Origin of the sequence: Rhodococcus sp. 05-2255-1e, from assembly GCF_002259025.1 — a bacterium.
Classification (GTDB): domain Bacteria; phylum Actinomycetota; class Actinomycetes; order Mycobacteriales; family Mycobacteriaceae; genus Rhodococcoides; species Rhodococcoides fascians.
This window is the reverse complement of the sequence record NZ_NOZE01000023.1, coordinates 281,733-301,062: the sequence shown is the minus strand read 5'-3', so window position 1 is coordinate 301,062 and position 19,330 is coordinate 281,733. Positions and strand designations below refer to the sequence as shown.

Sequence of the window (19,330 nt, the reverse complement as noted above, 5' to 3'; positions counted from 1 at the left end):
GTGCACAGTATCGACTCACCGTCAGCGCGGGAACGATCTTCGTCGACGCCCACGTGGGACACTGGAGTGCGTGAGGCCATACCGTGACAACGCAGTCGTCCTGCGCCAGCACAAGCTGGGTGAGGCCGATCGCATCGTCACGTTGCTGACCAGGGAGAACGGCATCGTCCGTGCGGTGGCCAAGGGGGTGCGCCGCACCAAGTCCAAGTTCGGCGCACGGCTGGAGCCGTTTGCGCACATCGACGTCCTGCTCTATCCGGGACGCAACCTCGACATCGTCACCCAGGTGCACACGGTGGACGCGTTCGGCGGGGACATCGTTGCCGATTACGGCCGCTACACCACCGGCTGCGCAGTCCTCGAAACCGCCGAGCGTCTGGCCGGCGAAGAACACGCCCCCGCGCAGCGCCTGCATCAGCTGACCGTCGGCGCGCTGCGTGCCCTCGCGCAGCACGTGCGGCCGCCCGAGTTGGTACTCGACGCGTATCTGCTGCGTGCGATGGGTTTCGCCGGATGGGCTCCCGCACTGACGGACTGCGCTCGATGCGCTGCGGTGGGGCCGCATCGTGCGTTCCACGTCGCCGCAGGTGGCGCTGTGTGCGTGCATTGCCGACCGCCGGGATCTGCGACGCCATCGAGCGGTGTTCTGGATTTGATGGTGGCCCTCGAACGAGGGGAGTGGGACTACACCGTCACCACCTCCGATGCGGTCCGAAAGCAGGCCAGTGGCCTGGTGGCGGCTCATCTGCAGTGGCATCTCGAACGCCAGCTCCGCACACTTCCGCTCATCGAGCGCTCGCACCCACACCAGGTGCCGCTGGCCCAACCTGACTCCGTGTTCGCCGACACCGTCGGGCAGGATGGGGACCGTGATTCGACGACGCGAGCCGCAACACCGGCCTGACGAACGGCCGGCGGTTCGCCCGCCGGACCCGCACCCCTCGGGTGCGCGGCCGCCGATCTTGCAGCCGGAGCTGATTCCTCGTCACGTCGCTCTGGTCATGGACGGTAACGGCCGGTGGGCTCAGGATCGTGGATTGCCGCGAACCGCAGGGCACGAGCAGGGTGAAGCAGTATTGATGGATGCCGTCTGTGGCTGCATCGAAATCGGCGTGCAGTGGTTGTCTGCGTACGCTTTCTCCACGGAGAACTGGAAGCGCAGTCCCGACGAGGTCAAGTTCTTGATGGGCTTCAATCGCGACGTGATCCGGCGTCGACGAGACGAGATGAACGAGATGGGTGTGCGGGTGCGCTGGGCAGGTCGGCGACCGCGACTGTGGGGCAGCGTCATCAAAGAACTCGAAGTGGCCGAGGAGCTGACGAAGCACAACACGGTGATGACGCTGACCATGTGCGTCAACTACGGCGGGCGAGCCGAGATTGCCGATGCCGCAAGGGAAATCGCGCGTCAGGTTGCCGCCGGAAAGATCAACCCGGAAAAGATCACCGAGGCGACCGTCGCGAAGTACCTCGACGAGGCGGACATGCCCGACGTCGACCTGTTCCTGCGTCCCTCGGGGGAGCAGAGAACCTCCAATTTTCTGCTGTGGCAGTCGGCCTACGCGGAGTTCGTGTTCCAGAAGAAACTGTTCCCCGATTTCGATCGTCGAGATCTGTGGGAGGCCTGCATCGAATTCGCGTCGCGGGACCGACGATTCGGTGGAGTGAAGTATGAGTGACGATGTACCGGGCCTGACCTTGCAGACGCGGGCTCAGTTGGCGCTGGCGCAGTTCGCCACTGTCACTGTGGGGGAGGAAGGCTCTCTGGGGTTCGACTATGCGGGTGCGCTGTGCTCACTACGCGCGGTGCAGCTCTCGCCGGAGCTCGAGGTGCTCTCGCTCACCGCGGTTTTGGCCTGGGATCGACCGCTCAAGCCCGCACTGCACAAGAAGGTAGCCGACCGCAACGCCGATTCGCAGTTCGGCGCGATTTCGGTCAACACCCACGACAAGCTCGCAGATGTGTTGTTGCGCTATACCTTTCCGGCCAACGGGTTGGACGACGAAGCGATGTTGACGATGTTGATTCTGGTGCTCGCCGGGGTCGAGAAGGCCCGCGAGGGTTTGCTGCCCTGAACGGTCGTCTAAGGTAAGCCTTACTTACTCACGTGAAGGCGGTTGCAATGGCGGTACGTGTATCCAGAATGCTGACGGCAGTGGTGGCGGTGATGGCCATCGGCGCGTCCGCAACTGCCTGCTCCACAGCAGAACCCGACAACAGCGCGGCCCAGTCTGCGGACGGTGTTTTCCCGGTGGTCATCGACCACATCTACGGCAGCACGACCATTCCGGAGAAGCCCACCCGCATAGTCACGCTCGGGGTGTCCGACGCCGATGCCGTCATCGCGCTCGGAACCGTCCCGGTCGGAAACACCGGATACACCTTCTACGAGACCGGACTCGGTCCGTGGACCGACGAGTTGGTGGGCGACGCACCACTGACGCTGCTGGGCTCGGAGTCCGAACCGAACTTCGAGCTGATCGCCTCTCTACAACCGGACCTGATCACCGGACTGAACGCCGGCTTCGACGAGGCCACCTACGCGCAACTCAGTGACATTGCCCCGACCGTCGCTCGACCGGCCGGATCGGCGGCATACGCCGTCGATCGCGAGGTGGCAACCGACACCATCGCCCGGGCGATGGGCGAATCCGATCGTGGCAAGGAGCTGAACGCCCAGACCACGGCTGCACTCGAACAGGTTCGAGCCGCACATCCGGAGTTCGCGGGTAAGACTGCCGCCGTGGTACTTCCGTACGACGGTCAGTTCGGCGCATATCTGCCGGGGGACGCGCGGGGGACGTTCGTCACGTCATTGGGCTTCGGGATTCCGGACCCGATCCTGGCCGAGGACAACGGCACCAACTTCTTCGTTCCGGTCTCGGCCGAGAACATTTCCACGCTCGACGCCGATGTGGTGCTCTATCTCGGCACCGGCGACGACATCGACGTCGTGGCCGAGAACCCGATCTTCGGAACACTGACAGCCGCCCGCAACGACGCGATCGTTCCGTTGTCCACCGATCAGCGTGGGGCGATCACGTACAACTCGGTGCTGTCCATTCCGTTCGCCATCGATTCGGTAGTGCCTCGCCTGGCGGGTGCGGTGGGGTGAGAGCTGGTCAGTGACCGGCCGTGCTGCACTGACTGCAGGTGCCGAATATTTCGATCGTGTGGCTCACGTCGCTGAAGCCGTTGGACTCGGCGACACTCTGTGACCACTTCTCGACGGTGGGACCCTCGACCTCGACGGTGAATCCGCATGCTCGGCACACCAGGTGGTGATGATGGCCCGAGGAGCAACGCCGGTAGACCGACTCGCCGTTGTCGGTACGCAGGACGTCGACCGTTCCTGCGTCGGCAAGCGTCTGCAGTGTGCGGTACACGGTGGTCAGGCCGATACCCTCGCCGCGCTTGCGAAGCTCGTCGTGCAGATCCTGCGCGGACTTGAACTCCTCGATGGTGTCGAGCAGATCCGAGATCGCACTGCGTTGTTTGGTGGCGCGCACTCCGACCACGACGGGTCGTCTCGGAGTGGCGGTATCGGTCGTCTTCTCGGTCACAGGTTTCGGCCTTCCTCGGCGTGAGCCACGGCGTCGACGACGATGTGGGAGAGATGGTCGTCGACCAGTCGGTACAGGACCTCGCGGCCGTTGCGTTCTCCGCGCACCACGCCGGCGGCCTTGAGGACCCGCAGATGCTGGCTGATCAAGGGCTGCGTCACACCGAGGGCGACGACGAGTTCGTGAACGCAGCGCTCGGATTCTCGGAGCTGCAGGACGATCGCAATCCGAACCGGTGCGGCCAGTGCACGCAGGATGTCGCCGGCCGCGGCCAAGGTCTCCTTCGGCGGAAGTAACGCCGGGGGAGTGGCGGCGAACGGGTCGTCGTGCACCGGGCGTTCCGGATCCTGCAGATGCGCCGCCGTCTCCATGGACGAGTCGGTTCTGTGGGTGTGCACCGTGGACATGGCTGCGGCTCCTTCGGTCACCGGTCGGTTGTCGAATTCTCCCTGCACGGTCGACGTCATGAACTCAGGCTAGTGCAGTCATCGTTATTGCAAATCATATTCATTGTGATATGCACAGGTGCGCATGTCAATTTCGGTGCCCGACCGCTGTTCGGAATCGACGACCGAGCCAGATAGTCTGATCAGGGCGAAAACCGCCCACGTCACCTCTTACACGATGTAACCGAAGATGGAGAGCTCCGCCAGTGGCACCCAAGTCCAAGGTCGAAACCGTCGCCAACCTCGCCAAGCGCAGAGGTCTCGTCTACCCCTGCGGCGAAATCTACGGCGGTACGAAGTCGGCCTGGGACTACGGTCCGCTCGGCGTCGAGCTCAAGGAGAACATCAAGAAGCAGTGGTGGCGCAACATGGTCACCAGCCGCGACGACACCGTCGGGCTCGACTCGTCGGTGATTCTGCCGCGCCAGGTGTGGGAGGCCTCCGGCCACGTCGAGACGTTCTCCGATCCGCTCGTCGAGTCGCTGCACACCCACAAGCGCTACCGTGCCGATCACCTCATCGAGGCCTACGAGGAGAAGCACGGCCACCCGCCCGAGAACGGACTCGCCGATATCCGCGACCCGGAGACCGGTGAGCCCGGTTCGTGGACCGAGCCACGCGCATTCTCCGGCCTGCTCAAGACCTTCCTCGGCCCGGTCGACAACGAAGAGGGGCTGCATTACCTTCGCCCCGAGACCGCCCAGGGCATCTTCGTCAACTTCGCCAACGTGCTGACGACCTCACGCAAGAAGCCGCCGTTCGGCATCGGCCAGATCGGCAAGAGCTTCCGCAACGAGATCACGCCGGGAAACTTCATCTTCCGCACTCGCGAGTTCGAGCAGATGGAGATGGAGTTCTTCGTCAAGCCCGGCGAGGACGACGAGTGGCATCAGTACTGGATCGACTACCGCATGAAGTGGTACACCGATCTCGGCATCGATCCGGAGAACCTGCGGCTGTACGAGCACGCCAAGGAAAAGCTGTCGCACTACTCCAAGCGCACCGTCGACATCGAGTACCGCTTCGGCTTCCAGGGCAGCGCCTGGGGTGAGCTCGAGGGCGTCGCGAACCGCACCGATTACGACCTGACGGTGCATTCGAAGGCGTCGGGCCAGGACCTGAGCTACTACGAGCAGGCCACCGACACCCGGTACACCCCGTACGTCATCGAGCCGGCGGCAGGTCTGACGCGCTCGCTGATGGCGTTCCTCGTCGACGCGTACACAGAGGACGAGGCACCCAACGCCAAGGGCGGCGTCGACAAGCGTGTCGTGCTCAAGCTCGATCGTCGTCTTGCCCCGGTGAAGGTCGCGGTGCTTCCGCTCTCGCGTAACGCCGACCTGACGCCGAAGGCGAAAGATCTTGCGCAGCAACTGCGTCAGTACTGGAACGTCGAATTCGACGACGCCGGAGCCATCGGCCGTCGCTACCGTCGCCAGGACGAGATCGGTACCCCGTTCTGCATCACCGTCGACTTCGACACCCTCGACGACCACGCCGTCACCATTCGTGAGCGCGACACGATGGCACAGGAGCGCGTGGCTCTCGATCAGGTCGAGGGCTACATCGCCGCCCGTCTGATCGGCGCGTAGGGCTGTAGGCAATACACAGGGCCCGATCTCTCGGTGAGAGATCGGGCCCTGTCGCATGTCTGGGTCGAATCAGAAGCGGCCGCCGCCGCCACCGAAGCCGCCGCCTCCGCCTCCACCGCCGCCGAAGCCCCCGCCGCCGCCGAATCCACCACCGAATCCGCCTCCGCCGCCGCGCAGCACGCTGTTGATCAGGATTCCGCCGAGCACGGCGCCTGCTACGTTGCCGCCGCTACTGCCGCCGCGTGGACCGTGCCGATTTTCCCAGTTCTGCACATCGGACTGGGCGATCTGCGATGCGCGCGAAGCCAATTGGCTGGCGGCATGCGCGTGCTTGAGAGCCTCGTCGGGATTGTCCGGCTCGAGCTGACGAGCTGCACCGAGATGCCGTTCGGCTTCGGACAAACGCGTTCGAGCATCGGCACCCACGCCGCCGCGGCGCGTCGAGATGTAGTCCGCAGCAGCAGTGATCTGCGCCTGAGCAGCCGCAATATCGCGTTCCAGACGCGCCCGCAGCTGATCCTCGGCGGCCTTCTCGGCCGATGCTTCGTCGACGATCTTCTCGAGTTCGGAATCTGCTGCGGCAAGGGCGGTGTAGCTACCGAGCGGATCGCTCGACTGTGCCGTCTCCGCATTCTTCAATGCCGTCTGTGCCGCGGCCATCGCCGCCTGCAGTTCGGTACCGCCGTGTTCGGTCAGTCCGCGAGCCTGCTCGATGTCCCGGCGGACGTCCGCGATGGCGTCGGGCAGGGTGGCTATTGCGTGCCGTATGTCGTCGCGGGCATGGTCGACTCCGTCGAGCAACGACTTCGCCTGATCGACAGCTCGCTCCGCGGTCCGAATCGCGGTCACGGCCGGGCCCTGCTTTCCGGGTGGAAGTGCTGCGGCCTTGCGGCCGGCTTCGATGTTCTCCTCGGCCAGGGAAACTCGATCCTTGGCCATCGTGACGTTGTCGGCAATCGATTTCAGTGCGGTCTCGGAGAATTCCGAATGCAGCTGAGCGAGTACGGCTTCGGACTGCGGAATGCGCACCGTCAAGCCGATGATGGCTTGGGTGAGCTCGTCGAGATGCGAGCCGGCGTTCATGACGAGGTCGCGGAATCCGTCGAATTCCTCGACCCGAGAGTCGAGTTCGCGATCTGCCTGGCCGCACGAGGAGATGATCTCGACGAGCATCGCCCGTCGCTGATCGGGGGTTTCGGGAATGGCGTCGTCGAGCCGCTGACGGATCTCGAAAGCAGAGGCCAGAGCTTTCTTTGCGTTGTCGTACGCAGTGATGAACGGAGCGGCTGCCGAATCGCCGAATTCGCCTCGGGCCAGGGTCAATTCCTCCTCGCTGGCTCGCACGGCGTTGTCGGTTTCGATCAGAATTTCCTTGGCGCGGGTGTCGAGAACGTCGATCGGGAATTGGGCCAATGCTGCTGGGTCACTCGGGTCGATCTTCGCCACCGCTTCCACCTCGGCGGCCACTCGAGCCTTCTTGCGCCGTGAGGAGTAGACAACAGCTCCGCCGCCTGCGACGGCCAACACCCCGACACCGATCAGCAGCGGTGCCGACGACCCACCTCCACCGCTCGACGCATAGGCCTCGCCGAGAGCGCCGGCCGCAGCTATGGCCGCTCCCGACCAATCCTCTTCGCCCAGTGCAGGTTCGACGTCGTTGACACGAATGTCGTCCTGCTCCGCCGTGGTGATCTGCGAGAGCCCGGTGTTGACGCCGAGGTAGTACGACCGATCGACGGTGGCTACTGCGAGCAGGACGTCACGCTGACCGAGATCGCTCCGTTGGTATGTCTGCTCGGCCCAGTTCGCCGCCGACATGTTGTCGAAATCCGCAACGTAGGTGACCCACAGCCTGACCTGGCTGCCGCCGTACAGGTCGTCGATGGCGGTCTGCACCTCGGCCAGCGAGTCCGGATCGAGTGCCTGCACGTTGTCGGTGATCTGGGTGGCGAGGCGCGACGGTGCCTCGGCGGAGGCGACGCCGGGGGCGAGGAGAACCGCAGCGAACAAGGTCAGAGCACCTGTTGCGGTGAGGCGACGGAATCGATGGACCGACCTACGGACTGTGGCGCTGGAATGCCGCCGGTGCTGGACTGCCATGCGCTGAAATCTACCGGCTCCAGCGTGTCCGAATCGAGCAGGTCGATCCATGACAGTTGTCATCGTGCAATCGTGACGCTCGGTCGAGGTGGTCAGGCTCGGATCGCAGCAGAGTAGCTGTCATGACCACAACGAAGGCAGTCGAACTGCGAGGCGTCACCAAGACATACGGATCGGTCCGTGCGGTGGACGGAATCGACCTGTCCATCGAGCCGGGCGAGGTAGTCGCTTTTCTCGGACCGAACGGTGCCGGCAAGACCACGACCATCGACATGATGCTCGGCCTGGCCACACCCACCACCGGGACGGTCTCGGTGTTCGGAGGAACGCCCGCCGACGCCATCGCTCAGGGGCGCATCTCGGCGGTGATGCAGACCGGCGGACTTCTTCGCGACCTGACCGTCCGCGAAACCGTCGAACTGACCGCGGCCCTGTTCGCCCGAACTCGGTCGGTGAAGGAAGTCCTGACTCGGGCCGGCATCGCCGACATCGGCGACCGGCGAGTGGCCAAGTGCTCCGGCGGCCAGCAACAGCGACTGCGATTCGCACTTGCACTGTTGCCCGACCCGGATCTGCTGGTGTTGGACGAGCCGACCACCGGCATGGACGTCGAGGGTCGACGTGACTTCTGGAACGCCATTCGCCAGGACGCGAGTACCGGCAGAACGGTGCTGTTCGCAACGCACTACCTCGACGAGGCCGATGCCTACGCCGACCGGATCGTCCTGGTGCGGCACGGCAAGATCGTCGCCGACGGCAGCGCCGCCGAGGTCAAGAATCTCGCGGCGGGACGCACGGTCACCGCCACCCTGCCCGGTGTCGACCGGTCCACGTTGCTCGCTCTTCCCGGAGTCGACCGGGTCGAGACGCGCGGCGACCGGGTGATCGTGCACGGACGCGACTCCGACTGCGTTGCCCGCTACCTGCTCAACGATGCACATGCGACCGATCTCGAAATCGTCTCGCGCAACCTCGAGGACGCCTTCCTCGCCCTGACCACCGATGCCGACACCGAACTCGCCGGGAGTATCCGATGACCACGACCTCGCCCCGCCCCACCGCTGCCAGAGCCGTTGCGTACGGCGGATTTTCGCCCACGTTCCTCGGACTCGAAATCCGTCGCCTGTTCCGGAACAAGCGCACGTTGGTCTTCACGTTGGTCATGCCCCCGGTGTTCTTCGTCATCTTCGGTACGCAGTCGGACTACCGGACCAACTACCCTTTCGCGCACGGCAACGTCACGGGCTACATCGCCATCAGCATGGCCGTCTACGGAGCGATGCTGGCCACCACGAGTGGGGGAGCGATGGTCTCCGTCGAACGCGCTCAGGGCTGGAGCAGGCAGCTGCGACTGACTCCGCTCAAACCTGTCGCTTACATCGTCACCAAGATGCTCGTCGCCATGACGATGGGTGCTGCAGCGATCGTCGTGGTGTTCGTCGTCGCGGCATTCTTCGGAGCCGACATGCCGATTTGGGTGTGGCTCGCCTGCGGAGTGATCGCGTGGCTCGGATCTGCGGTGTTCGCCGCATTCGGGTTGTTCATGGGGTACCTGCTGCCCTCGGAGAACGTCATGCAGATCCTCGGACCGGTACTGGCCTTCCTCGCCCTGGCCGGCGGATTGTTCGTCCCGCTCGGTGACAGCGGCTGGTTCCCGATGCTGGCGAAGTTCACCCCGTTGTACGGTCTGGCGACTGTGGCCCGGGCTCCGTTCACCTCGGCCGACGCAGGAATCCTCGCCGTCGCAGTGGTCAACCTGGTGGTGTGGGCGGTGGTGTTCATCGCAGGAGCGGCGCTGCTGTTCCGGAAAGACACCAAGCGTGCCTGACGCGGAAACCACCGATCGTGTCGCCCACGGAGATACCGTGGGCGACATGACCACGTTCACTGCCGACCTCCCCGAGGGCAGGGTCTGGCGGTACGGCTGGATGTTCGGAGCCATCTGGCTGATCTACCTGATCTATCCGTTGAACGAGATTCTGTCGTTGGAATCTGTGGCGGCACGGGTCCTCGGTATTGCCGCGATCGTCGGGTTCGGAGTCGTGTTCACAGCCACCTTCTGGCGCTTTCGCAACGGTCACCGCCGCGGACACCCGCTGCCGGTACGGCAGGCCTGGATCGCGCTCGCGGCAATGCTGGCCCTGACCGCGGCGATGAGCGCGCTGATCGGAACCACCGGATTCGGCGCAACGATCTACATTGCGGTCCTGGCGATGATGACGCTGCCGGTTCGGCAGGCGTGGACGTTGGTCGCGGTGATGATGGTGGCCATCGAAGTGGCACCGCGGGTCGTCCCGTCCTGGGAGCCCGACAACTTTTTCGCGTTTCAGTTGCTGATCAGCTCGGCCGCTGCGTGGGGTATCACTCAGGTCTTCCAGCGCAACCACGAATTGGCCGTGGCGAGGCAGCAATTGGCGGATCTGGCAATCGTCGCCGAACGTGAGCGGATGAGCCGAGACGTGCACGACATTCTCGGGCATTCCCTGACCGTCATCACTGTCAAGAGCGAACTGGCCGGCAGATTGCTCGAGATCGATGCTGCCCGAGCAGCTGTCGAGATCGCCGAGGTGGAAACCCTTGCAAGGCAAGCACTGGCCGACGTCCGCAGCACCGTCGGCGGCATGCGGCAAATCGACATCGGCACCGAACTGGCAAGCGCACGAACAGCTCTGGTGGCCGCCGCCATCGACGTCGAGCTGCCCGCGGATGCCGACGTCGTTCCACTGCGACACCGCGAACTGTTCGGCTGGGTCCTGCGCGAAGCGGTGACCAACGTGGTGCGACACTCCCACGCACGGCACTGCCGAGTGATGCTGACGCCGTCGAGCATTTCCATCGTCGACGACGGATGCGGGCCGGCCGAGGAAAACTGTGGAGGAAACGGGCTCCGCGGGTTGGGTGAACGCGTGAGCGCTGCCGGTGGTTCACTGACGGTCGCCCGGGTTCCGACCGGCGGATTCAAGGTGGAGGTCTCGGCACCATGAGTATCAGACTGTTGCTGGCCGACGACCAAGCGCTGGTGCGTGGTGCTCTCGCGGCATTGCTGGGACTCGAACACGACCTCGACATCGTCGCCGAGGTGGGACGAGGCGACGAAGTGGTGGGGGCGGTTCTCGAACACCGACCCGACGTCGTGCTGCTCGACGTGGAAATGCCGGGCAAGAACGGCATCGACGTCACCGCCGAGCTGGCTCAGGTGGTACCGGAGTCGAGAGTGCTGATCGTCACGACGTTCGGCCGGCCCGGATATCTACGCCGTGCGATCGATGCCGGAGCCTCCGGATTCGTCGTCAAGGACACTCCAGCCAAACAGTTGGCCGACGCCGTACGACGGGTCCACATGGGACTGCGCGTCGTCGATCCCGCCCTCGCCACCGAGACTCTCACCGAGGGCGTCTCCCCGCTGACAGCCCGTGAGCAGGAAGTTCTTCGCGCAGCGTCGAAGGGTGGAACGGCCGGTGCCATCGCGGCGCAGGTGCACCTGTCGGAAGGGACAGTGCGCAACCATCTCTCTTCGGCGATCGGAAAAACCGGCACCAGCACCCGGGCCGAAGCGGTCCGAGTCGCCGAGGACCGCGGGTGGCTCTGACCTCCCGAGGCGCGCCGTGACCGCCGAAGATGCGCGGGCCTGGCAAACTCGAGGGGTGAATCCAACTCTCGACCGAGATTCGTACGGCGACCCGTACGACGACCGGTATGCCCCGGACCCCGGTCCCGAGCGGCTGGGCTTCTTCGGAACGCTCGGACGCTGGACGGGTCGGTTGGTCGCGGGAGTGATACTGATGGCCCTCGTTCTGGTGGCAGGCACCGCGGTGCGCGTGTGGCAGGTGGCTCGGATCGACGACCATACTGCGGCGGACGCCATCGTCGTACTCGGTGCCGCGCAGTACAGCGGTACGCCCTCGACGGTGTTCGAGGCACGCTTGGCGCAGGCCGCGTCGTTGTACGAGCAGGGCATCGCTCCCGAGATCGTCACCGTCGGCGGCAAGCAGGAAGGTGACCTGTTCACCGAGGCGGCGTCGGGTCGCAATTACCTGATAGATCAGGGCGTGCCTGCCGACGCGATCGTGGCCGTCGAAACCGGATCGGACACCCTCGAAAGCATCGAAGCTGTCAGCGCCACGCTACGAGATCAGGGCAAGACATCGGTGGTACTGGTCAGCGATCCGTGGCACTCGCTGCGCACCCGAACCATGGCGCGCGACGCCGATCTCGATGCGTGGACCTCGCCCACCCGCACCGGGCCTGCCGTCTACACCCGCGAGTCGCAGGCGCACGGAATAGCCAGGGAGACAGGCGCTCTGCTGTGGTACCAGTTGACGCACTTCACCGCTGATTTCTCCTACACGGCAGGCCAGTAGATGACCGGCACATACTCCGAGCACGACGTCGAACGATTCGTTCCCGAACCGCCCAAGACCGCTGGGCTTCGATCCGGGGCGGACAACGCCTCGCATCGGAGTGCGTTCGCGCGAGATCGGGCGCGGGTCTTGCACTGTGCTGCCCTGCGTCGTCTGGCGGACAAGACCCAGGTGACCGGGCCCCGCGACGGCGACACCCCGCGCACCCGGTTGACGCATTCGCTCGAGGTCGCGCAGATCGGGCGCAGCATCGCGGAGGGGCTCGGCAGCGACCCCGATCTGGTCGATCTGGCGGGCTTGGCACACGACATCGGTCATCCTCCCTACGGACACAACGGCGAGCGGGCCCTCGACGAGGTGGCCCAGGATTGCGGCGGATTCGAGGGCAACGCGCAGAACCTGCGCATCCTGACCGGCCTCGAGCCCAAGATCCTCGACTCCGACGGCAACAGCGCGGGACTCAACCTCACCCGCGCCGCCCTCGACGCCGCGATGAAGTATCCGTGGACCAGGCCCGCGCCGGGTGCGAAATTCGGTGCCTACGACGACGACTCGGCCATTCTCGGCTGGGTACGCGACGGTGCACCGGACAAGCGCAAGTGCCTCGAAGCGCAGACCATGGATTGGTCCGACGACGTCGCCTACTCGGTACACGACGTCGAGGACGGCGTCATCGACGCCAGAATCGACCTGCGCGCACTATCCGATCCGATCGAGCAGCGGGCACTGGCCGAACTCGGTGTCTCGGAGTTCCGCGGACTCGACGTCGACGAGTTGATCGAAGCGGCGAGCCGGTTGTCCAAGATGGACGTCGTCGTCGCGGTCGGCAGATACGACGGCACCCTCACCGCATCCGTGGCGCTCAAGCACATGACGAGCGAGCTGGTCGGGCGATTCGCCACGGCTGCCATCGACGGAACCCGCCAGAAGTACGGCACGGCAGCGTTGACGCGGTACGACGCAGACCTCGTAGTGCCGTCGATCGTCGCGTCCGAAGTGGCTCTGCTCAAGACCATGGCACTGCGGTACGTCATGTCCGACGCTGGGCACAAGATTCGGCAGGAACGTCAACGTGACCGGATCCATCGCGTCGCCGAGTGGTTGATGCGCTCGGCACCGGGCGAACTCGATCCCATCCTGGTGCCCGCGTGGCAACGCGCGAACAGCGACGCCGAACGGACTCGCGTCGTCGTGGATCAGATCGCGTCGTACACCGAGAGTCGACTCGAACTGGTGGACAAGCGGTCGCTCGGGGCTCAGGCCAGCTGGGGTTGATCGACGGGTGTCGGGCGTCTTGTTCGACGCTAGACTCCAGTCGTGGCCGGCCGAATTCCTGAACGTGACATTGCCGCCATTCGCGAACGCACACGGATCGAAGACATAGTCGGCGACTACGTCTCGCTCAAGCGCGCGGGCGGCGACTCCATGAAGGGGTTGTGTCCCTTCCACGACGAGAAGTCTCCGTCGTTCCATGTTCGGCCCAATCACGGCCACTATCACTGCTTCGGCTGCGGCGAAGGTGGTGATGCCTACTCCTTCCTCCAGAAGATCGAGCACATTTCGTTCGTCGAGGCCGTCGAGCAACTCGCCGATCGGCTGAACTACTCGATCTCCTACGAGGGCGGAGGGCCATCGGTCCAACGTGACCGCGGGACCCGAGCGCGCTTGATCGCCGCGAACGCGGCGGCTCAGGAGTTCTACGCCGGTCGGCTCAGCGGGCCCGATGCCCAGGCCGCCCGGGACTACCTGACCGAACGCAACTTCGACGGCCACGCCGCGCTGGCCTACGGCTGTGGATACGCACCCGACGGCTGGGACACCCTCACCAAACATCTGCTGGGCAAGGGCTTCGAAGCCAAGGAGATAGTCGACGCCGGCCTGGCAACCCCGGGCAAGCGCGGCACACCCATCGACCGATTCCGGCGCCGATTGGTGTGGCCCATTCGCAGTCAGAGCGGCGACGTTATCGGATTCGGCGCACGCAAACTGTTCGACGACGACACGATGCCCGGAAAGTACATCAACACTCCGGAAACGATGCTGTACAAGAAGTCTCAGGTGTTGTTCGGGCTGGATCTCGCGCGCAAGGAGATCGCGAAGTCGCATCAGGCCGTCATCGTCGAGGGCTACACCGACGTCATGGCGATGCACCTCGCCGGCGTCAAGACCGCGGTGGCGTCCTGTGGCACCGCGTTCGGCGAAGACCACCTCGCGATGCTGCGCCGACTGATGATGGACGACAGCTACTTTCGCGGTGAGGTGATCTACACCTTCGACGGTGACGACGCCGGCCAGGCCGCGGCCATGAAGGCGTTCGAGGGGGATCAGAAGATCGCCGGGCAGACCTTCGTCGCCGTCGCACCCGACGGCATGGACCCGTGCGACCTGCGCCTGAAATCCGGTGACAACGCTGTTCGCGATCTCGTGGCCCGGCGGACCCCGATGTTTGCCTTCGTCGTCAAATCGCTGCTCCGAGAGCATGATCTGGACACGCCCGAGGGGCGCGTCGAAGCGCTCAAGCGCACTGTTCCGGTGGTCGCGCGAATCAAGGACGCCTCACTGCGGGACGAGTACGCCAGGCAGCTCGCCGGGTGGACCGGCTGGGACGACACTGCGATGGTGCTCGCCCGCGTGCGCGACGAGGCGAAGAAGGGTGCCCGAGGCGACACGAGCGGTAAACGCGTGCCCTTCGAGAAGCGTCAGGCAGCGCCGACGGAAGCCCCCACCGGGCCGCCGCGTCCGAACCCCACCGATCCGACGCTGTGGCCGCAACGAGAGGCCCTCAAGGCGGTGCTGCAGATGCCCGCGGTCGCCGGCACCGTCTTCGATTCGCTGCCACCCGAAAGCTTTCATCATCCGGCGTACGCCGCGGTGCGTGATGCCGTGGCCGCGGCCGGCGGCACTGCCGCGGGCCTGGGCGGTGGGGAGTGGGTCGACGCAGTGGCCAAGCAGGCCAAGGACGCCGTGGTGGTGTCGTTGGTGACGGAGTTGGCCGTCGATCCGATGCGCGTGGCCGACGACGCTCTCACGCGCTACATCTCCGGTGTGCTCGCCCGGCTTCAAGAGGTGTGGGTGGGCCAACAGGTCGCCGAACTGAAGTCCAAGCTGCAGCGCATGTCGCCTGCGGAGAAGCCGGACGACTACAACGCCCTGTTCGGTGATCTCATCGCCCTCGAGCAGTACCGCCGCAGCCTGCTCGAACTCGCCGTGGGAAGCGTCGCCGAGGTCGGTTAGCGCCGCAGCTGATCGCGCGGGACGAAAACCTGGTCTTCGTCGTCGACCGGCTTCATCGGCTCGAGTCTCGGCTGCGTGTTCAGAGAGTCGGACAACTTCTGACGGCCGACCTCGATGGCCTTCTTGGTGGCCGGGCTCGACGCGACGGCGCTGGCCGTCTTGCGAATCTGCTCGTAGCGGCCCCGTCCGGCCTTGGCTCCCAGTACATATGCAGCTCCAGCCGCCAGTACCAAACGAATCATCAGTGGGTCCTTCCGTAGAGCGTGCGGCCGTTCTTCCATCTTGCCCGACGAACCTCGAGCAGGGCGATTCGGTACACAGCGGAAGCTGTTCCGGCGCTCTCGTGGGCCCGATTTGGTACTCACAAGGGGGTGTGCGCTATTGTTTCCAACGGCTCGCACGAGAGTGTGACGCCGCAAGGTAATCCCCCATAGCTCAATTGGCAGAGCATTCGACTGTTAATCGAAGGGTTCCTGGTTCGAGTCCAGGTGGGGGAGCGCAGTCCCCGTCCGGCTTGTCCGGGCGGGGATTTTTGCTGTCCGGGGTCGCTCGCCCGTGACCGGATCGGTCGGCGAGAACGTACCGCACATGTGGTACCGAGAGTCCCGGACAGCTATCAGATCGTGACCGAATCTTCTGTATATCGATCGAATGAATAAGGCCGTCCGATGCCAGTTTTGTCGGTGTCTCGCGACATACTGTTCGTGCGATCCGGGACGCTCGGAAGTGCTGGAAAAAGCCGGATCGGTCGGGTTCTAAGGGGCTTTGAAGTGAGTTTGAGTTACGCATCCACCGTTCCACGCCAGCTCGTGCATCGACGCTCTCCGGCGGACGTGCTGTTGACCGACTACGAGACGGTCGACGGTACGCATCGTGCGGCGGTACAGCTGCCGACGTCGCATCGCATGTTCGTACCCGTACGTCGCACCCACGATTCGTTGATGATCGCCGAGGCGCTACGGCAGGCAGTGAGCCTGTTCTGTCACGTCGAACACGACGTCCCGCTCGACCACGTGGTCTACATCGAGCACTTCCGGTTCGACATTCTCGACCTGCTGTCGGTCGACAACATCGACGATTCGCTTGTCGCCGAGTCGATCACGACCGATCGCACATTCGAGGACGAGTCGCTGGACAACCTGAAGCTGTCGGCTCGACTGCTCAACCGCGGTCAGGTCGTCGCCTCCGGAACGGCGTCCGTGCGTCCCATCGGACCGGACGTCTACTCCAAGGTCCGCAAGCCGACCATGGCCGACCCTCACTTCCGGTACCTTCCCGCGGGAACCGAGGTGGTGGAACCGGCCGGTGTCGGCCGTCTCGACCCCTCCGATGTAGTACTGGCTCGTCATACCTCGGACGGGACGCTCGTGGTGGCTCCGGATCCGCGGAACCTGGCGATGTTCGATCATTCGGTGGAATACCTACCGGGCGTCACCATGCTCGAAGCCGCCCGTCAGGCGTTGCGTTTGGCCACCGGTTGCATGGGACTGGATTTCACGTCCCTCGAGGTCAGGTTCTTGGGGTTCGCCGAATGGGCCAACCCGTGCACGGTCATCGTCGACAGCGACACGACCGACGGCATTCACCGCATTCAGTTCGAGCACGACGGGGTCGTGCTCTCGGCGATGTCCGTCACGGCGACACCCGAACCGTGGCTACCGCTCAGCGATCGTTCCAGTCGATGAGCGGTGCATCGGCTACCGCTCGTATCCGGGCCAGTCGCCGGCGAGGGGCGATCGACGGTAGCAACAGGTGCCACATCTCGGTCATCCGAAGCTGGAGGTCGGCGCGTCCGGTGAGCATCTCCGAGACGGTCTGAACTCCCGTGAACGATGCGACGATCATCCTGGCGAGTGCGGCCGTGTCCACGTCGTCGACGATGTCGCCTTCGGTCCGGGCGCGCTCAGTCAACTTCGCGATCATTCCGATCCAGTCGTCGAACGATTGCGCATTCGGATTCTGAGCCGTCGTCGATTCCAACGTCAACCGCATGCCGCCACGTGCGATGGGGTCGGTCTGCAGCTGACGCGCCAACTCCTTGGTGATCAGGATCAGGGCATCGATCGCCTTCGGTGTGCTCTCGATGATGGTGACGGTGGCAGCGGTGGCAAGAGCCATCTGTGCCTCGATCACGGCCTGCGCCAGATCTTCCTTCGACGAGAAGTGGAAGTACATCGCACCCTTGCTGACGCCGGCGTTGGCGATGATGGTGCTCAGACTGGCTGTGCCGTAGCCGAACTTGTCGAAGCTCGATGCGGCTCCCACGAGTACGGCCTGCCTGGTCGATTCTGCGCGCTCTTGCATCGGTAGACAATAGCTGGTACCCGCTTTCGCGGCACTCTCCGAGTCAAAAGACGGCAATTCACCGAAAATCGGTGTCGATGCCCAAGGGGCGAACCGTGCGGGCCTGCTCGATGCGGCCAACGAGATAGTCATCTATCCAGTCGAACGACGTCGAACCCAGCGGCAGTCGAAGAGGGGGCTCGTCCGACGAAATCGCTTCGATTACAGCGTCGACGCCGCGGCGTGGGTCGCCGGGCTGGGATCCGTGCGTCGATTCGAAGGCGACTCGCGCCGGCCCGATCAATTCGGCGTAATCGTCGAGTGGGTTGCCCCACTTCAATGATCGACCGCTCGCATCGGTGCGAAAAGGTCCGGGTTCTACGATTGTGACGCCGATACCCAGGTGGCGTACCTCTGCGGCCAGAGCTTCGGAGAAACCTTCGAGTGCAAACTTGGCTGCTGCATACGCTGTCCCGCCGGGGCCAGGGACCACGCCTATTACCGAGGACATCTGCACGATGTGACCGCTTTGCCGTGCCCGCATCGAGGGTAGAACGGCTCGAGTAACCGCGCAGGGACCGAAGAAGTTGACGTCGATGTTTTCTCGGAAGCGGTCTTCGTCGATCTCCTCGAACGCTCCCAGTAGACCGTAGCCGGCGTTGTTGACGAGAACGTCGATGCGTCCGAACTGATCGATGGCCGCACCCACCGACGAATCTATCGACTGCTGGTCTGTGACATCGAGACGTGTCCGAAGCAGGCGATCGTTGGCGGGTTCGCGTATATCGGCAACTCTGCGGGCGGTGGCCACCACACGATCGCCGCCATCGAGTGCAGCGCGAACGAACTGTCGGCCGAACCCTGAGCTTGCTCCGGTGATCAACCACACTCTGTCGGTATCGATCGCGTTCATGTTGTCGTGCCCTTCGCATCGAGGTCGTGAGCCGCGATAACGGTAATGATGCGGGATGACGGTGAGCAACCGAATTGATGGCACGCTCATCACATGGTCAACAAGAGCGCGGGCATTCTGCTGTTTCGGGTGAACGCCGACGTGGTGGAGGTTCTTATCGCCCATCCCGGCGGCCCGTTCTGGGCGCGGAAGGACGACGGTGCGTGGTCGATAGTTAAGGGGGAGTTCACCGAGGCCGAAGACCCGTGGGCGGCGGCTCAGCGCGAGTTCCGAGAGGAAGTCGGCATCGAGGTGCCTGCGGGCAACCCCATCGAGCTCGGCACCGTCACGCAGCGCGGCGGGAAGATCGTCACCGCGTTCGGGATCGAGTCCGACCTCGAAGTCTCCACTGCGATGAGCAACACATTCGAGATCGAGTGGCCGCCGAAATCCGGAAAGATGCAATCGTTTCCCGAGGTAGACCGCATCGAATGGTTTCCGGTGCCGCTGGCGAGGACAAAGCTGCTGACCGCGCAGCACCCATTTCTCGACGCAGTGGAGGCCATTGTGGAGTCGCGCTAGTTTCGGCGTCGAATCCAGGGGTATCCGGCGGCCGGAAACGACGGCCGCGGATGCAGGGTGGGAAGTGGAACATGACACCGATGGAGACGACCGACGCCGACACGGCTCGCGTGGAAACGGCTCTGCTGGAAGGTCAGTGGGCAGGTCGAATCGTGGCCTCGGGGTTCGTGGCTCTGGCCACCGGCCTGTCCTGGATGTTCGCCGCGTCCGCAATGATCGGCTAGCAATACCAGACCGTTCGGTCGATACTGCTCAGCGACTACTACGAAGGGCAGT

The 19,330-nt window shown here is 64.4% G+C and carries 21 protein-coding genes and 1 tRNA gene; 16 read left to right on the top strand and 6 right to left on the bottom strand.

Features of this window, described 5'->3' with window-relative positions:
- The first annotated feature begins 70 nt into the window (after window positions 1-70).
- The 4 genes from recO to CH262_RS16070 are packed head-to-tail and all read left to right on the top strand — an operon-like array spanning window position 71 to window position 3,116.
- The gene (gene recO, locus CH262_RS16085) at window positions 71-904 is read left to right on the top strand and encodes a DNA repair protein RecO (protein WP_032368171.1); all 834 of its coding nucleotides are present in this window, start codon (window positions 71-73) and stop codon (window positions 902-904) included.
- Entirely contained in the window at window positions 870-1,679 is an 810-nt protein-coding gene (locus CH262_RS16080) for an isoprenyl transferase (RefSeq protein WP_032384594.1), read from the top strand. The genes recO and CH262_RS16080 overlap by 35 nt, the downstream gene beginning before the upstream one ends.
- Window positions 1,672-2,076: a hypothetical protein gene (locus CH262_RS16075; protein ID WP_032384552.1), complete on the top strand. Its 405-nt coding sequence runs from the start codon at window positions 1,672-1,674 to the stop codon at window positions 2,074-2,076. Before CH262_RS16080 ends, CH262_RS16075 begins: the two co-directional genes overlap by 8 nt.
- Window positions 2,077-2,123: 47 nt before the next feature.
- Window positions 2,124-3,116, top strand: coding sequence for an iron-siderophore ABC transporter substrate-binding protein (locus CH262_RS16070; RefSeq protein ID WP_032384595.1), 993 nt, complete (start codon window positions 2,124-2,126; stop codon window positions 3,114-3,116).
- 7 nt (window positions 3,117-3,123) lie between these two features.
- On the opposite strand, the gene CH262_RS16065 is transcribed toward CH262_RS16070, so the two are convergent.
- Window positions 3,124-3,564 (bottom strand): Fur family transcriptional regulator, encoded by a 441-nt coding sequence (locus tag CH262_RS16065; RefSeq protein ID WP_027497490.1) that lies wholly within the window; start codon window positions 3,562-3,564, stop codon window positions 3,124-3,126.
- Complete coding sequence (locus tag CH262_RS16060; protein WP_032384596.1) at window positions 3,561-3,971, bottom strand: metalloregulator ArsR/SmtB family transcription factor; 411 nt, start codon at window positions 3,969-3,971, stop codon at window positions 3,561-3,563. The genes CH262_RS16065 and CH262_RS16060 overlap by 4 nt, the downstream gene beginning before the upstream one ends.
- 245 nt (window positions 3,972-4,216) lie before the next feature.
- Here CH262_RS16060 and CH262_RS16055 point away from each other — a divergent pair, with 245 nt between their 5' ends.
- Window positions 4,217-5,602 carry a glycine--tRNA ligase gene (locus tag CH262_RS16055; RefSeq protein WP_032368169.1) on the top strand — a complete coding sequence of 462 codons (1,386 nt, stop codon included), beginning with the start codon at window positions 4,217-4,219 and terminating at the stop codon, window positions 5,600-5,602.
- Window positions 5,603-5,671: 69 nt separating this feature from the next.
- Here the strand turns inward: CH262_RS16055 and CH262_RS16050 are convergent, their stop codons facing one another.
- The gene (locus CH262_RS16050) at window positions 5,672-7,702 is read right to left on the bottom strand and encodes a TPM domain-containing protein (protein ID WP_032384553.1); all 2,031 of its coding nucleotides are present in this window, start codon (window positions 7,700-7,702) and stop codon (window positions 5,672-5,674) included.
- A gap of 122 nt (window positions 7,703-7,824) precedes the next feature.
- Between CH262_RS16050 and CH262_RS16045 the strand changes: the two genes are divergently transcribed.
- The 7 genes from CH262_RS16045 to dnaG are packed head-to-tail and all read left to right on the top strand — an operon-like array spanning window position 7,825 to window position 15,297.
- On the top strand, window positions 7,825-8,739 hold the full coding sequence (locus CH262_RS16045) for an ABC transporter ATP-binding protein (RefSeq protein ID WP_027497486.1): 915 nt from the start codon (window positions 7,825-7,827) through the stop codon (window positions 8,737-8,739).
- Window positions 8,736-9,530 (top strand): ABC transporter permease, encoded by a 795-nt coding sequence (locus CH262_RS16040; protein ID WP_027497485.1) that lies wholly within the window; start codon window positions 8,736-8,738, stop codon window positions 9,528-9,530. The genes CH262_RS16045 and CH262_RS16040 overlap by 4 nt, the downstream gene beginning before the upstream one ends.
- A 46-nt stretch (window positions 9,531-9,576) precedes the next feature.
- On the top strand, window positions 9,577-10,686 hold the full coding sequence (locus tag CH262_RS16035) for a sensor histidine kinase (protein ID WP_032384597.1): 1,110 nt from the start codon (window positions 9,577-9,579) through the stop codon (window positions 10,684-10,686).
- Window positions 10,683-11,291, top strand: coding sequence for a response regulator transcription factor (locus CH262_RS16030; RefSeq protein WP_094717936.1), 609 nt, complete (start codon window positions 10,683-10,685; stop codon window positions 11,289-11,291). The genes CH262_RS16035 and CH262_RS16030 overlap by 4 nt, the downstream gene beginning before the upstream one ends.
- A gap of 55 nt (window positions 11,292-11,346) precedes the next feature.
- Window positions 11,347-12,063, top strand: a complete 717-nt coding sequence (locus CH262_RS16025) for a YdcF family protein (protein WP_027497482.1) — start codon at window positions 11,347-11,349, stop codon at window positions 12,061-12,063.
- Window positions 12,064-13,338 carry a deoxyguanosinetriphosphate triphosphohydrolase gene (locus CH262_RS16020; RefSeq protein ID WP_032384554.1) on the top strand — a complete coding sequence of 425 codons (1,275 nt, stop codon included), beginning with the start codon at window positions 12,064-12,066 and terminating at the stop codon, window positions 13,336-13,338. It abuts the gene before it with no gap.
- Window positions 13,339-13,380: 42 nt separating this feature from the next.
- Window positions 13,381-15,297, top strand: coding sequence for a DNA primase (dnaG, locus tag CH262_RS16015; protein ID WP_032384555.1), 1,917 nt, complete (start codon window positions 13,381-13,383; stop codon window positions 15,295-15,297).
- Here dnaG and CH262_RS16010 read toward each other — a convergent pair.
- Window positions 15,294-15,539, bottom strand: coding sequence for a hypothetical protein (locus CH262_RS16010; RefSeq protein WP_027497479.1), 246 nt, complete (start codon window positions 15,537-15,539; stop codon window positions 15,294-15,296). The two genes, dnaG and CH262_RS16010, sit on opposite strands and share 4 nt — an antisense overlap.
- A gap of 182 nt (window positions 15,540-15,721) precedes the next feature.
- On the opposite strand from CH262_RS16010, the gene CH262_RS16005 reads away from it, so the two are divergent.
- Both CH262_RS16005 and CH262_RS16000 read left to right on the top strand, forming a co-directional pair.
- Window positions 15,722-15,794: transfer RNA gene (locus CH262_RS16005), tRNA-Asn, on the top strand.
- Window positions 15,795-16,067: 273 nt separating this feature from the next.
- Window positions 16,068-16,982, top strand: coding sequence for an AfsA-related hotdog domain-containing protein (locus tag CH262_RS16000; RefSeq protein WP_179275019.1), 915 nt, complete (start codon window positions 16,068-16,070; stop codon window positions 16,980-16,982).
- Here the strand turns inward: CH262_RS16000 and CH262_RS15995 are convergent.
- Together CH262_RS15995 and CH262_RS15990 are read right to left on the bottom strand one after the other, a co-directional pair.
- Window positions 16,960-17,601 (bottom strand): ScbR family autoregulator-binding transcription factor, encoded by a 642-nt coding sequence (locus CH262_RS15995; protein WP_027497477.1) that lies wholly within the window; start codon window positions 17,599-17,601, stop codon window positions 16,960-16,962. The genes CH262_RS16000 and CH262_RS15995 overlap by 23 nt on opposite strands.
- A 58-nt stretch (window positions 17,602-17,659) precedes the next feature.
- A complete protein-coding gene (locus tag CH262_RS15990) occupies window positions 17,660-18,493 on the bottom strand; it encodes an oxidoreductase (protein WP_032384557.1) in 834 nt (277 codons plus the stop codon).
- 93 nt (window positions 18,494-18,586) lie between these two features.
- On the opposite strand from CH262_RS15990, the gene CH262_RS15985 reads away from it, so the two are divergent.
- The gene (locus CH262_RS15985) at window positions 18,587-19,054 is read left to right on the top strand and encodes an NUDIX domain-containing protein (protein ID WP_032384558.1); all 468 of its coding nucleotides are present in this window, start codon (window positions 18,587-18,589) and stop codon (window positions 19,052-19,054) included.
- A gap of 71 nt (window positions 19,055-19,125) precedes the next feature.
- Window positions 19,126-19,278, top strand: a complete 153-nt coding sequence (locus CH262_RS27690) for a hypothetical protein (RefSeq protein WP_155288446.1) — start codon at window positions 19,126-19,128, stop codon at window positions 19,276-19,278.
- The last annotated feature ends 52 nt before the right edge of the window (window positions 19,279-19,330 follow it).

Coding starts and splice junctions, on each gene's coding strand:
- CH262_RS16075 (WP_032384552.1), top strand. CDS start 1,672: ATGAGTGACGATGTACCGGGCCTGACCTTGCAGACGCGGGCTCAGTTG.
- CH262_RS16070 (WP_032384595.1), top strand. CDS start 2,124: ATGGCGGTACGTGTATCCAGAATGCTGACGGCAGTGGTGGCGGTGATG.
- CH262_RS16060 (WP_032384596.1), bottom strand. CDS start 3,971: ATGTCCACGGTGCACACCCACAGAACCGACTCGTCCATGGAGACGGCG.
- CH262_RS16050 (WP_032384553.1), bottom strand. CDS start 7,702: ATGGCAGTCCAGCACCGGCGGCATTCCAGCGCCACAGTCCGTAGGTCG.
- CH262_RS16045 (WP_027497486.1), top strand. CDS start 7,825: ATGACCACAACGAAGGCAGTCGAACTGCGAGGCGTCACCAAGACATAC.
- CH262_RS16040 (WP_027497485.1), top strand. CDS start 8,736: ATGACCACGACCTCGCCCCGCCCCACCGCTGCCAGAGCCGTTGCGTAC.
- CH262_RS16035 (WP_032384597.1), top strand. CDS start 9,577: ATGACCACGTTCACTGCCGACCTCCCCGAGGGCAGGGTCTGGCGGTAC.
- CH262_RS16030 (WP_094717936.1), top strand. CDS start 10,683: ATGAGTATCAGACTGTTGCTGGCCGACGACCAAGCGCTGGTGCGTGGT.
- CH262_RS16020 (WP_032384554.1), top strand. CDS start 12,064: ATGACCGGCACATACTCCGAGCACGACGTCGAACGATTCGTTCCCGAA.
- CH262_RS16010 (WP_027497479.1), bottom strand. CDS start 15,539: ATGATTCGTTTGGTACTGGCGGCTGGAGCTGCATATGTACTGGGAGCC.
- CH262_RS15995 (WP_027497477.1), bottom strand. CDS start 17,601: ATGCAAGAGCGCGCAGAATCGACCAGGCAGGCCGTACTCGTGGGAGCC.
- CH262_RS15990 (WP_032384557.1), bottom strand. CDS start 18,493: ATGAACGCGATCGATACCGACAGAGTGTGGTTGATCACCGGAGCAAGC.
- CH262_RS15985 (WP_032384558.1), top strand. CDS start 18,587: ATGGTCAACAAGAGCGCGGGCATTCTGCTGTTTCGGGTGAACGCCGAC.
- CH262_RS27690 (WP_155288446.1), top strand. CDS start 19,126: ATGACACCGATGGAGACGACCGACGCCGACACGGCTCGCGTGGAAACG.